Source organism: Clostridium sp., from assembly GCF_036643715.1.
GTDB lineage: Bacteria > Bacillota > Clostridia > Clostridiales > Clostridiaceae > Clostridium.
The window spans coordinates 57,189-70,862 of sequence record NZ_JAVXRL010000011.1 but is presented as its reverse complement, the minus strand read 5'-3'; the positions used below and the strand labels follow the sequence as shown (position 1 = coordinate 70,862).

Annotated in this window: 14 protein-coding genes and 1 other annotated feature; of the genes, 1 reads left to right on the top strand and 13 read right to left on the bottom strand. The window is 30.5% G+C overall.

All coding sequences use genetic code 11. From position 1 onward, the window contains the following. Positions 1–98: 98 nt before the first annotated feature. The 11 genes from RSF37_RS05205 to murQ all read right to left on the bottom strand — a co-directional run bounded on the left by RSF37_RS05205 (position 99) and on the right by murQ (position 9,602). Entirely contained in the window at positions 99–1,376 is a 1,278-nt protein-coding gene (locus RSF37_RS05205; protein WP_332563341.1) for a PTS sugar transporter subunit IIC, read from the bottom strand. A gap of 27 nt (positions 1,377–1,403) precedes the next feature. After that, positions 1,404–1,712, bottom strand: a complete 309-nt coding sequence (locus RSF37_RS05200; RefSeq protein ID WP_332563340.1) for a PTS sugar transporter subunit IIB — start codon at positions 1,710–1,712, stop codon at positions 1,404–1,406. 300 nt (positions 1,713–2,012) lie between these two features. Beyond that, the gene (locus RSF37_RS05195; protein ID WP_332563339.1) at positions 2,013–2,849 is read right to left on the bottom strand and encodes a MurR/RpiR family transcriptional regulator; all 837 of its coding nucleotides are present in this window, start codon (positions 2,847–2,849) and stop codon (positions 2,013–2,015) included. Positions 2,850–2,880: 31 nt separating this feature from the next. Beyond that, the gene (locus RSF37_RS05190) at positions 2,881–3,798 is read right to left on the bottom strand and encodes an N-acetylglucosamine kinase (protein ID WP_332563338.1); all 918 of its coding nucleotides are present in this window, start codon (positions 3,796–3,798) and stop codon (positions 2,881–2,883) included. 26 nt (positions 3,799–3,824) lie between these two features. Further along, positions 3,825–4,919 carry a DUF871 domain-containing protein gene (locus tag RSF37_RS05185; RefSeq protein ID WP_332563337.1) on the bottom strand — a complete coding sequence of 365 codons (1,095 nt, stop codon included), beginning with the start codon at positions 4,917–4,919 and terminating at the stop codon, positions 3,825–3,827. Positions 4,920–5,016: 97 nt separating this feature from the next. Then, the gene (locus RSF37_RS05180) at positions 5,017–6,294 is read right to left on the bottom strand and encodes a PTS sugar transporter subunit IIC (protein WP_332563336.1); all 1,278 of its coding nucleotides are present in this window, start codon (positions 6,292–6,294) and stop codon (positions 5,017–5,019) included. A gap of 151 nt (positions 6,295–6,445) precedes the next feature. Then, positions 6,446–6,754, bottom strand: coding sequence for a PTS sugar transporter subunit IIB (locus RSF37_RS05175; protein WP_332563335.1), 309 nt, complete (start codon positions 6,752–6,754; stop codon positions 6,446–6,448). A gap of 56 nt (positions 6,755–6,810) precedes the next feature. Continuing rightward, positions 6,811–7,164 carry a hypothetical protein gene (locus RSF37_RS05170; RefSeq protein WP_332563334.1) on the bottom strand — a complete coding sequence of 118 codons (354 nt, stop codon included), beginning with the start codon at positions 7,162–7,164 and terminating at the stop codon, positions 6,811–6,813. Further along, positions 7,133–8,332 carry an anhydro-N-acetylmuramic acid kinase AnmK gene (anmK, locus tag RSF37_RS05165; RefSeq protein WP_332563333.1) on the bottom strand — a complete coding sequence of 400 codons (1,200 nt, stop codon included), beginning with the start codon at positions 8,330–8,332 and terminating at the stop codon, positions 7,133–7,135. Before anmK ends, RSF37_RS05170 begins: the two co-directional genes overlap by 32 nt. Before the next feature lie 8 nt (positions 8,333–8,340). Next, positions 8,341–8,661: a PTS lactose/cellobiose transporter subunit IIA gene (locus tag RSF37_RS05160; RefSeq protein WP_332563332.1), complete on the bottom strand. Its 321-nt coding sequence runs from the start codon at positions 8,659–8,661 to the stop codon at positions 8,341–8,343. Between the two features lie 29 nt (positions 8,662–8,690). Then, positions 8,691–9,602, bottom strand: coding sequence for an N-acetylmuramic acid 6-phosphate etherase (gene murQ, locus RSF37_RS05155; RefSeq protein WP_332563331.1), 912 nt, complete (start codon positions 9,600–9,602; stop codon positions 8,691–8,693). Between the two features lie 206 nt (positions 9,603–9,808). Continuing rightward, positions 9,809–10,032: a binding site (T-box leader), on the top strand. Positions 10,033–10,095: 63 nt separating this feature from the next. On the opposite strand from murQ, the gene leuS reads away from it, so the two are divergent. Continuing rightward, complete coding sequence (leuS, locus tag RSF37_RS05150) at positions 10,096–12,543, top strand: leucine--tRNA ligase (RefSeq protein ID WP_332563330.1); 2,448 nt, start codon at positions 10,096–10,098, stop codon at positions 12,541–12,543. Positions 12,544–12,754: 211 nt separating this feature from the next. Here leuS and RSF37_RS05145 read toward each other — a convergent pair whose 3' ends face one another. Together RSF37_RS05145 and RSF37_RS05140 are read right to left on the bottom strand one after the other, a co-directional pair. Continuing rightward, complete coding sequence (locus RSF37_RS05145) at positions 12,755–12,970, bottom strand: hypothetical protein (protein ID WP_332563329.1); 216 nt, start codon at positions 12,968–12,970, stop codon at positions 12,755–12,757. A gap of 179 nt (positions 12,971–13,149) precedes the next feature. Then, complete coding sequence (locus tag RSF37_RS05140) at positions 13,150–13,623, bottom strand: hypothetical protein (protein ID WP_332563328.1); 474 nt, start codon at positions 13,621–13,623, stop codon at positions 13,150–13,152. Positions 13,624–13,674 lie beyond the last annotated feature (51 nt).

Below are 13,674 nucleotides of genomic sequence, written 5' to 3'. Positions count from 1 at the left end.
AAAAAAGGAGATGCTTAAAAATTATAACTATCAAAATTCATAATAAAATTTATGGATTTTCTTAGTTTATTCAAACATCCCCTTTAAATATCTTGTATTTAAATTATATTTCCTTCACCATCAACTTCTTCAGCTAATAATTTCTTATCATACATCTTTACAAATGGATAGTACATTATTATTGAAATAATTATACAAATTATATTAAGAACTGAAGCTCTCCAGTCTCCTCCAGTAGCTAAGAATGCTCCTATAGGTCCTGGTAATGTCCAAGGTGCTGTAACTGTTACTTTATTTACTAAATCCATACTCATTGCAAACCAGGATAAGGTGGCCAGTACCATTGGAGTTAATACAAATGGTATTATTAAAATTGGATTTAATACTATTGGTGCTCCAAATATTGCAGGTTCATTAATATTAAATATTCCTGGAACTAAAGCTGTTCTTCCAAGACTCTTACCATACTTAGACTTACATATTGTAGCCATTAGAATTACAAGTCCTATAGTTGCTCCTGATCCCCCAACCCATATAAACCATTGGAAGAAAGGTTCTGCTGCAATTCCAGGTGCTGCATTTCCAGCTGCTACTGCTGCTGTATTTTGGTCTAATAATTGAAGCCATAAAGGTCTTGCAAGTGAACCTATAATTGATACACCATGAATACCAAATGACCAGAATAATGTAATTAAGAAAACTAATATTAATACACTTGGTAGTGTATCTGATGCTGATACTAATGGATCAACAACCTTTGCTATAATTCCGTGCCAATCGAACTTTAAGAAGTAAGTTAAAGTTCCCATTAAGAATATAAGTATAGCTGTAGGTGTAAGTGCTTCGAATGATCTTGCAACTGATGGTGGAACTTGTTCTGGCATTTTAATAGTGAAATTCTTCGTTGTTGTAAACCTTAGAATTTCTACTGCTAGAATAGAAACAATTATTCCAACGAACATTCCGCCTCCACCCATGTTAGCCATAGGCATTACAAATCCTAAACCATCTACTACTTGAGGAACAATTGTAAGCATAAATGCAATTGCTGCTAATATACCACCTGTTACTCCATCTAGTTTATATGATTTAGCTAAACTATATCCAATACCCCAGGTAGCGTACATGGTCATAATGTACATTGTCATTCTGTAAGGAAGCAGTATAGTTGCTGCATTTGCTTTTAAATACTCAGTAATCCCCCATGATTCTGGTAATGGTGGAAATGCAATAATTAAGAAAAATGATCCAACAATGATTAAAGGTAATGTTGCAATAATCCCATCACGTACTGCACGTAAGTGTCTTTGTTCAGCTAATCTTGCCATTGGCATAGATAACTTATTTTCTAAAAAATCCGTAAACTTTTGTAACATAAAATTCCCTCCCCTTTATAATGCCTTTTATAAATTAAGTGTTTCTTTAACTTGTTGTAGAAGCTTTGCTCCTCCAAGTGGGCTGTATGCTTGTGGTTTAATTAATACACATGGAACATTTGCATTATCTGCATATTCCTTTAAGTAATCAAACCTGTGTCTAACTTGTGGTGCAACCATTGATATATCATAGCCGTTTTTAACTTCTTCTTCAAACTCTTGCGTACTAACAGCTAATACCTCCATTTCAATGCCTGCTTTCTCTGCAGTCTTTTTAAGTGCATTTACAGCTATAGCACTTGACATACCCTGTGAACAAACAAATAAAACTCTCATAATTATTCCCCCTTTAATTTGGTTAACGTTTACAAATCATCTCTGTTTTGTAATTTAATTTCATTATTTATTTGTTTTAAAAGAAATATTATTTCAATATCATTATAGCAAGTCCTATTTATCTTTGCAATAGTTTTCATAATTCTTTTTTCTATTATTTGTAACATTTTTCAAAGTTATAGTTGTTTTAAAAAATTTTTTCATTATAATTTAAAGCTCAATAATAAAGTTTTAAGAATCTAACGTCTTACACTTTATTATTGAGCTTATTAATATTATTTGTATTAATTTTTGTACTACTTATTTTATCTTCTGTATTACTCTTCTAGTCTCTTTTATATAATCTGTAGTTCTATCTATACCCTCTTTTGCGATTCCAAGGTATAAAATATCAATTAAAGTAAGTGCAGATATTCTTGATGCTATAGCACCAAGTCTTATTTCCCTTTCCTCATTTGGAATATATAAAGGTATATCTGCATTTTTTGATAATGTACTACTAACATACTTAGTTATTGCAATTACTTTTGCACCCTTACTCTTTGCTTCATAAACTGCTGCATTTACTTCCTTCGTTTCACCGCTGTAACTTATAGCAATTACGACGTCATCTTTTTCAATGTGTGATGACGTTGTAAGTTGTATATGTGAATCCGTTGTATAAAATGCTTCCTTCTTTATTCTTAAAAGCTTATATTGAAAATCAAGCGCCACAAGTCCTGATGCTCCGACACCATAAATATATATTTTTTTTGCTTTTGAAATACTATTGATTGCCTCTTCTAAAAGATCTAAGTTAAGTAAGTTATATGTCTTCTCTATCGTACTTATATTAGATTTCATAGTCTTTTTAACCATTGTCTTTACATCATCATTTTTACTTATCATTTCAGTAAAATCAATTGGCTCATCATCACTTTCTTTTGCAAGTTCAACTTTAAGTGCAGTAAAACCTTTAAAGCCAAGTTTTTTTGAAAATCTTACAACTCCAGCAGCAGAAACATTAACTCTCTCTGCAAGTTCTTGTGCTGAAAGACTTACTACTTCATCTTTGTTTGCTAATATATACGTACCTAGCTTTTGCTCACTACCTGTAAAACTATTCATTCCTTCTTTTATAATATATAAACAACTCATACTCTTCTCCTAAATTGATTTTTTAATGAAATTATACCATATTAGTCTTTTTACTCATTTTACTCAAAATTATAGCCCCTATATCTGCTGTGTATTTAGGCTTTATTATTACTACATTATCCTTTAAATTCTTTTTTAAAGGTTTTAAAATATACTCTCCAGATTTAAATACTCCACCTAAATAGGATACATGTACACTTCTATTATCATAATCCTCAACTAATAAATTAATCATTTCACTTAATTCACTAGCTGCACTTGAAAATATATTTATAGCTTCATTATCCCCTTCTTTAGCAGCCTCAAAACATATCATTGATAGTTCAGCAATTTTCAATCTATCACATTTTATTTCTTCATTAATGTATTTTATTAAATCATAGTCTGATGTTATATCTATATACCTTTTAAGCATGTCATATATTTGTGTTTTTTCTTTTCTGCCATCTGCCTCTTTACTAAATATCTCAATTATTTTCTTACCTATATAATATGCTGACCCTTCATCACCAATTGTATAACCCCAGCCACCACATCTTTTATAAGTTTCACCTATTTTTGAAAATGCAATTGAACCTGTTCCTGCAACTATTACGATGCCATCTTCACCTTCTAATGCTCCAGCATGGGCTATTTCAACATCGTTTTTAAGGGTAACATTAAAACCTTTAAAGACATCATATACTATATCTTCTAAAGCCTCCCTATGTTCTTTTACGTTTCCATAACCTGCAATTCCAATTCCAACTCCAGCTAATTTCTCTTCTTTAATATTACATTTTTTAAGTATATCTAAAAATCCAGTTTTTAAAACATCCCTAACACCTAAAAGTCCTATTTGTTTAAAGTGTGATGTTCCCTTGTTTAATGTACCAATTACATTTAATTTTTCATCTGTAATTGTAAATTGCGTTTTAGTCCCACCACCATCGATGCCTAAATAGTACATAATATTATACTCCTTTTATCAATTACTTATTTAGATTCATTAAATGAGAACTTTTGCCACGGTTTAATATAATCTAATAAAAATATCTCTTCTTCTCTTATCTTTCCAACTACATTTGATTTTCCACTATTTTTCATATTTTCTCTAGCTATTTGAACTTCTCCAGCATAATGTCCGTATTCACTACTTTCTATAATTATATCACCCTTTTCTATTATCTCTTTTGGGTTAAATAGTTTAAATTCATGACCTTTATATTTTACTCTACTTTGAGTTGATCTTATTAAGTTATCTGAGAAGTCACCTCTATTAAAATGTAATTCATCGAATAATATTTTCTTTTCTATCTCTGGTACATCTTGAACTAATGTAATATCAAAAGTAACCATATCTTTTCTCATATCTTTAATCTTTAATAATTCTTCTTCTGATGGATAACAATTTGAAATTATAATATCATTAATATTGCCCATTGCAATTAAATGCTTAGCTTGAACATCCATAGGAAGTTCTCTATGCATCTCTAAAGTTGGTAATCCATCTGTAACAGGCCATGGACCGAATGTCTCATTATTTTGACTTGTTATAAAAGCTGCTGTTCTTAATCCATGCTTATTAAATCTTTCTGTGCATTTCATAAAATGGTCAAAGTTTAAACCACTATATCTATGTGGATAAAAATTATGACATGCTATTAGATTATCCTTGTTTGGTATATAATCCATAATAGTATCAATATAACTTGTATTATTGCTCATATTTATTTCTATTTTAAGTCCTTCTTTGTTAAATGTCATAAGTGACTCTTCAAGGCCTGAGAAACCCGCATCTAATCTTAATCCATCTGCCTCAATCTCCTTGAAGAAACTCAAATCTTTATAGCTAATTCCTAAATCATCAAAAACCCTCGGACTTACGTCAACTATAACTTCAAATCCTTTTTGCTTTGCATATTTATTAATTCCTTTAAATTTTTTAACTATATTTTCTTTTGTATCTGTAACTGATAAAAGGCAAGAGAAAATTCTACTAAACCCACATTCCTTTGCTCTATCTATATACTCATATATTTCCTTTTCAGTGCTTTTTTCTTCATAAATTGATATTCCTAATCTTCCCATAATGAATCCTCCTAATACTTTTAATTATAATTTTAATGATCAATGAGACACATGAAAGTATCTCATTGATCATATTGTTAAATAACTCTTTATACTATTAAGCGTCTAATGCTTCTTCTGCCGCTTCTTCTGCTAATAATTTTTTATCGTACATTTTTACAAATGGATAGTACACTATAAGTGATATTACTATACATATTATATTTAATACAACAGCTCTCCAGTCTCCACCAGTTGCTAAAAATGCTCCTATAGGTCCTGGTAATGTCCATGGTGCTGTAACTGTAACTTTACTTACTAAATCCATACTCATTGCAAACCAAGAAAGTACTGCAAGTATCATTGGTGTTACTACAAATGGTATTATTAAAATTGGATTTAATACTATTGGTGCTCCAAATATCGCCGGCTCATTTATATTAAATATTCCTGGAACTAATGCTGTTCTTCCAAGACTCTTCCCATATTTTGATTTACATACCGTAGCCATCAATATTACAAGCCCTATTGTTGCTCCAGCTCCTCCAACCCATATAAACCATTGGAAGAAAGGTTCTGATGCGATTCCAACTGCAGGTTGTCCCGCTGCTACTGCTGCTGTATTTTGATCTAATAATTGAAGCCATAGTGGTCTTGCAAGTGATCCAATTATTGATACTCCATGAATACCAAATGACCAGAATAATGTAATTAAGAAAACTAATATTAATACACTTGGAAGTGAATCTGATGCTGATACTAATGGATCAACAATTTTAGCTACAACACCATGCCAATCAAACTTTAAGAAGTATGTTGCTGTTGCCATTAAAAGAATTATTATAGCTGTTGGTGTAAGTGCCTCAAAAGATCTTGCAACTGATGGTGGCACTTGCTCTGGCATTTTAATTCTAAAATTCTTTGTAGTTGTAAATCTTAATACTTCAACTGCTAGTATAGAAACGATTATTCCAACGAACATTCCGCCTCCACCCATGTTTGACATAGGCATAACCCATCCTAAACCTTCTACAGCTTGAGGTACAATTGTCATCATAAATGCTATAGCAGATAATATACCACCTGTTACTCCATCTAATTTATATGATTTAGCTAAACTATACCCGATCCCCCACGTAGCATACATGGTCATAATATACATTGTCATTCTGTATGGAAGCAATATAGTTGCTGCGTTTGCTTTTAAGTACTGAGTAACTCCCCATGATTCTGGTAATGGTGGAAATGCTACAATTAAAAAGAATGATCCTACAATGATTAAAGGTAATGTTGCAATAATACCATCACGTACTGCACGTAGATGTCTTTGTTCGGCTAGTCTTGCCATTGGCATTGATAATTTGTTTTCTAGAAAGTTAGTAAACTTTTCTAACATAAAAATTCCCTCCCTAATATAATTTTTACTTCATTAATTCCTACTGTTAACTTCTCATAAAAAAGTTATACTACCATTTTTTCTCTAATAAATTCTACTAAATATATTCACCCATTTTTATACCATAGAAAATTTATAAATTAGATATAAACTAAATTCCTAGAGCTTCTTTAACTTGTTCTAAAAGTTTAGGTCCTCCAAGTGGACTATATGCTTGAGGTTTAATTAATACACATGGAACGTTTGCATTATCTGCATATTCTTTTAAATAATCAAATCTATGTCTTACTTGTGGTGCTACCATTGAAATTGCATACCCATTCTTAACTTCTTCTTCAAATTCTTGTGTACTAACTGCTAATACTTCCATATCTATTCCGGCTTTTTCTGCTGTCTTTTTTAGTGCATTTACAGCTATTGCACTTGACATTCCTTGTGAACAAACAAATAATACTTTCATAATTAATTCCTCCTAAATTTTGTGCATAGTTTATTTTTATCTTATTGTTTTTTTATTTAAATGTAAGAATTTAAATACATCCAGAAGAATGCAATTATACAAAATGCTAATGCAAAACCTCCATATGTTACAAAAAATCCTTTACAATATCCTCGTTTACTTTCTATAAAATATCTTGAATACGCTAGTGCAAAACTTGTTATTACAGCATTTCCTATTATTACTCCAAAATCAAAACTTAATCCTATAAAACTAAGTACATAAGGTACTAAAAATGTTGCAATAGAAGCCGCTACAATTATTATTAAGCTACTTTTAAAACTAAATGTTGGTATACCATAATCTGTTTTACTTCCTGCAAAAGCTTTTCTTTTATATTCAAATTGTTTTTTCGCATATTTTGAACCCATATTTATCCCCTCTTCCCTTTCTGTCCATAAAAGGACTCATAGTAATTTGACCTAGTATAACCTTTTCTTTTGCTCCAGTTGCTGATGGAACATTTGAAAAATTCTTATTAAGTGTTTCATTTCCTAAAATAGTAAAAGCTATCGCCTCTTTAGCATCAGATGAGAAACCAATTTCCTCTTGAGTTAAAACTTCTATACCTTTAAGTTCTTCTTTTATAAACTTAATCAAGGTTTTATTGTGTGCTCCGCCTCCAGCTATAATAACTTTATCTAAACCCTTTTCATTTAGGATAAATTTTTTATAATTATATCCTATTGTTTTAGCTGTAAACATAGTAAGCGTTGTTATAATATCTTCTTTTGCTATATCCTTGTACTTTTCTATTAATTCTTCAACAAACCTTTGTCCAAAATCTTCCCTACCAGTTGATTTAGGTGGCTTTTTGTATATATAATCACACTTCATAATTTCTTCTAACATCTCATTATTAATCTTCCCAGAACTTGCAATATCTCCGTTTTTATCATAGGTAACATTAAATAATATATTACATGCTTCATCTATTGCCATATTTCCTGGCCCTGTATCAAATGCAAATACATTATCAATACAATTATCTTTAGGTAATACTGTCACATTTCCTATTCCGCCTATATTTTGTAGAGCTATAGTCTTACCTATCTCACTATATAAAACATATTCTGTATAAGGTACAAGTGGTGCTCCCTCTCCTCCAGCTGCCATATCCATTTCTCTAAAATTTGATACTACTAAAGTATTAGTTTCATAAGCTATTACACTTGATTCTCCTATTTGAAGAGTAGATCTAACAAGACCATCCTTTTCCTTTGGTATATGATAAATAGTTTGTCCATGAGACGCTATAAAATCAATGTCATCCATATTAACATTTGCTTTCTTGCAGACTGCTTTAGCTGCACTTGCAAATATATACCCTAATTTAAAATTTAAACTACATATTCCATGAACAGAAGATTTATCCTCTAAACACGCTTCTTTTATTTCTTTTTTAACTTCTTCATCTAGATCCAATGTTAAAAATTCTAAAAGATTAACTTTAGTGTTTATTCCACTTCCTTTAATTTCAACTAATGCTGCATCCACACCATCTAATGATGTTCCTGACATTAATCCTATAGCTAACATTAACTCACCTACTTTTCATCGATTTTTTTATATAACCTTATCATTCCTTCAATAAGTGTTTTCGCTTCTATTGATGTCATTAAATGATCCTGTGCATGCACCATTAATAAAGAAACTTCAACATTATTACCTGCCGCTTCTTCTTGTATTAACTTAGTTTGTACTGCATGTACATTTAATAATGCTTCATCTGATTCTTTTAAAAGATTCTCTGCTCTTTCATATTCCCCTTTTTCTGCTGCTTGTAATGCCTCATAAGCTAGTCCCTTTGCTTCTCCCGCATTTCCTATTATTTCGAATATTATTTCTTCCATATTTAAATTTGCCATTAAAATCTCACCTTTCAATTAAAATATTTTTAATTATTTTTTATACTATTTAAAGCTTCTGAAATCCTACCTTCATTACTGTTTAATACTTTTATTGATTCTTCTTTATTAAGACCTGATAAAATCATAAAAATAGCTATTTTAACGTTTTCATCCGATTCATAAAAATACTTTTCTGCCTCTTCATCAGTACATCCTGTACTTTCTTTAATAATTCCCTTTGCTCTAACTACCAATTTTTTATTTGTTGCTTTTAAATCAACCATTAAATTCCCATAAACTTTTCCAAGCTTTATCATAGTTCCTGTAGATAACATATTTAAAACCATTTTTTGAGCTGTTCCAGCCTTCATTCTTGTTGAACCAGTTACTACTTCTGCACCTGTTACAGCCTCAATTCCAACATCTGCATACTTTGATATTTCACCATCGCTTACACAGCAAACTGAAATTGTACTAGCATCAATACTATTAGCATATTTAAGAGCTCCTATTACATATGGTGTTCTTCCTGATGCTGCAATTCCAACTAAAGCATCATCTTTAGAAAAATTGATGTTTCTTAAATCTAAAATTGCAAGTTCCTCTGAATCTTCTGCTCCCTCTTTAGCTTTAAACATTGCAGATTCTCCCCCTGCCATAATACCTCTTACAAGTTCAAAATCCACTCCATAAGTTGGTGGGCATTCAGATGCATCTAATACTCCAAGTCTTCCAGATGTTCCAGCTCCTATATAAATAAGTCTTCCACCATTTTTTATCTTTTCATATATAATGTCTATCGCCTTAGAAATTTCCTCGATTACTCTTTCAACTGCAAGTGCTACTTGTTTATCTTCTTCATTTATTGCCTTTACAATATCTCTAGTTGCCAAGGTATCTATATTCTTCGTATTTTCATTTATTCTTTCGGTATCTAATTTCTTCAAATCAACCTGCATAAATCGTTTCCCCTTTTCATTCAGATTTATTTCAAAATCATTTCTTTTTTTCCAATGAAACGTTTCGAAATTTAATTTCAAATTTATTATAACAATTATGAAATATTATTGCAATATCTTTTTGAATATTTTGAAAAAAAATGTGATACTTGACTTTTTAGAACCTTGTGGGATATAATTTTAAACAAATGATTACAAATAAATATGTTATTGCTATGATTAGAAGTAGTACTATACTAACGTAATTTCAGAGAGCTGCTGTATTTTGGTGCGAAGCAGTATTACAAAGATAGGAACTTGTCTATAAGCTTACTTGAGACTTAAATCAAGTACGGTTTTAACCGTTAAATTATTGAGTGAGAAATTTCATTTATTATATAATGATTTTCTAACAAGAGTGGTAACGCGGAAGTATCCTTTCGTCTCTTATATTTATAAGAGATGAGAGGTTTTTTTTATTTATTTGATTATATTTTGAGGAGGAATTTAAAACATGGGAAACTACGGAACTGCCATAGATAAGAAATGGCAAGAAAAATGGGAAAAAGAACAACTTTATAAATTTGATAAATCAAGATTAGATAAGAAACTTTACGTATTAGAAATGTTCTCTTATCCATCAGGAAGCCAACTTCATGCTGGTCACTGGTTTAATTACGGACCAGTTGATACATGGGCAAGACTTAAGAGAATGAAAGGCTATAACGTATTCCAACCAATGGGCTTTGATGCTTTTGGATTACCTGCTGAAAACTATGCAATCAAGACAGGAGTTCATCCACAAGATTCAACTGATAAGAACATAGTTAAAATGGAAGAACAATTAAGAGCAATGGGCGCAATGTTCAACTGGGAAAATGAAGTTGTAACTTGTAGACCTGACTACTACAAATGGACTCAATGGTTATTCTTAAAGCTATACGACAAAGGATTAGCTTACAGAAAGAAAGCTCCTGTAAATTGGTGTCCATCATGTAACACTGTTTTAGCTAATGAACAAGTTGTAGATGGATTATGTGAAAGATGTGATACAGAAGTTACTAAAAAGGACTTAACACAATGGTTCTTAAAAATAACTGATTATGCTGATGAATTACTTGAAGACTTAGATGGATTAGACTGGCCAGAAAAAACTGTTTCAATGCAAAAACATTGGATTGGTAAATCAACTGGTGCTGAAGTTACATTTAAAATAAAAGATCACGATTTATCATTTGACGTCTTTACTACAAGAGTTGATACATTATGTGGAGTTTCATATGTTGTATTAGCTCCTGAAAATAATTTAGTTAATGAAATTGTAACTGATGAAAATAAGGCTCTTATTGAAGAATATAAAGAAGCTACAGCTAAACAATCAGAAATCGAAAGACAATCAATTTCAAAAGAAAAGACTGGAGTATTCACTGGTGCTTATGCTATAAACCCAATTAACGGAAAAGAAGTTCCAATATGGGTAGGTGACTATGTTCTTGCAACTTATGGTACTGGTGCAGTTATGGCAGTTCCAGCTCATGATGAAAGAGACTTTGCTTTTGCTAAGAAGTTTGATCTTCCAATAAATAGAGTAATTAAAGCTAAAGATGGAAAAGAAACTGAACTTCCATTCTGCGAACATGGAGTTTTGGTAAATTCTGGTGAGTTTGATGGATTAACTACAGCTGATGCTAAAGTTAAAATAGTTGAAAAGTTAGCTACATCTAATGAAGGAACAAAGAAAGTTAACTATAGATTAAGAGACTGGTTAGTTTCAAGACAAAGATACTGGGGTGCTCCAATTCCAATGGTATACTGTGATAAGTGCGGAACTGTTCCAGTACCTGAAAAAGATCTTCCAGTTAAATTACCATATGACGTTGAATTTGCACCAGATGGTAAATCACCACTTGCAAAATCAGAAGAATTCGTAAATACTACATGTCCATGTTGTGGTGGAAAAGCTAAGAGAGAAGTTGATACTTTAGATACATTTGTTTGTTCATCATGGTACTACTTAAGATATCCTGATAACAAAAATACTGAAGCACCATTTAATAAAGAACTTATTGATCAAATGCTTCCAGTTGATATGTATGTTGGTGGACCTGAGCATGCTTGTATGCATCTTCTTTATGCAAGATTCATAACAAAAGCTCTTAGAGATATGGGATACTTAAACTTTGATGAACCATTTAAATCATTAGTTCACCAAGGATTAATTTTAGGACCAGATGGTCTTAAGATGAGTAAATCAAAAGGAAACACAATTTCTCCTGATGATTACATTAAAGATTACGGTGCTGATGTATTTAGAATGTACTTAATGTTTGGATTTGCTTACACTGAAGGTGGTGCTTGGAGTGATGACGGAATTAAGTCTGTTGGAAAGTTCGTTGATAGAATTCAAAGACAACTTGAAATGTCAAGAGAAGTAATTGATTCATCTAATAGCAAAACTACAATAGATAAAGCTGAAAAAGAGCTTAACTTCTGGCTTCATAATACTATTAAGGGTGTTAGCGAAGATGGAGATAAGATGCAATTTAATACTGCCATTGCAAGAATGATGGAATTTATAAACGCTTTATCAAAATATAATAAGGAATCAAACAGAAATGGTGAATTCTTAAAAGGTGTTGTTAGTGACTTTATTAAAGTTATAGCACCATTTGCTCCTCACTTTGCTGAAGAACAATGGTCATTACTTGGTAATACTACTTCAATATTTAATGAATCATTCCCAACATTTGACCCTAAAGCTTTAGTTAAAGATGAAATTGAAATAGCTATCCAAGTCAATGGAAAGATTAAAGCTAAAATCAATGTAGCATCTGACCTTGATGAAGAAGGAATTAAAGCAGCTGCTTTAGCTGATGAAACAATCCTTTCAAATACAGATGGTAAAACTATTATAAAAGTTATCGTTATTAAAGGTAGACTTGTTAATATAGTTGTTAAATAATTTATTAGTTAAGAGTGCTTCATTTTATGAAGTACTCTTTCTTTATAATTAAAGCAAATATATAAGGCAATAGCTTTTTATTAAATTTATTATTATAAACTTAATAAAAAAACTATTGCCTTATAGTTTAAAATTGATTCTAAATATATATTTTCCATATTAACCCTTTCAGAGTTAGTTATTTTTTTAACTATTTACCCTAAAAAATATCTTATAATTTTGTAAATGTAGCTTCTTGTATTGGTGATTCATAATTGATGCTCCACTTTTCTAAAGCATATCTTTCACCATTAACTATAATGTTTTCTGAATTATCCACAATACATTCATATCCATCTGCACCTAATTTTTGACACACTGCTTTACAAAAACCTTTTGTATTGAAATATTTCTTTTCTAATTGAATTTTAATTTTATTTGTATCCATTACATTCATCTCCTCTTTTATATATATTCTATCACACTTTTCAGTTTTGTTAAATAATTAACTAGTTAATTTTTAGTAAAGGTTTTCTTTTTTATCATTTTACTATTGACATTATAGAACTATATAAGTTGCAAAACAACATTTACCTTCGTTCTTTTGCAACAGAGTTCCATATATTTTTAACTAAATGTTTTATTCATTGCAAAGTAGCAAGCTACAAAACTACCAATAGACATAATTACAAAAGTAAATGTACTATTTACAGACATAGTCTCAGATAAAAGATTAAATATAAATTCAAAAAATAGCATCAATGCAGTAAATATAATAACTTTTTTGATTAATGATTCTTCTTTATTTCCACTAATTTCATCCACTATAGTTTTTAATAAGTTACATATTATACATGCAGCATCACTAAGTACACATGTCATAAATAAAATAAACATGCTCATAGCAAAAGGTACTATTCCAATAAATACTTTAGTTGATAGTAAATCATCTATAGTACTTCCACTAAAATAAAAGTACGCTACTGTACATAATAATGATATTAAAATAAATAGTATTATATTCTTTTTAAATAATTGACTACTATTAAGCATCATTTCTTTCATATCGACTTTTCTTTTGTTATCTTCGTTTTTCTCCATAAAATCCTCCATTCATAAATTTATATATTCATTTTAACATAAAAGACGAAG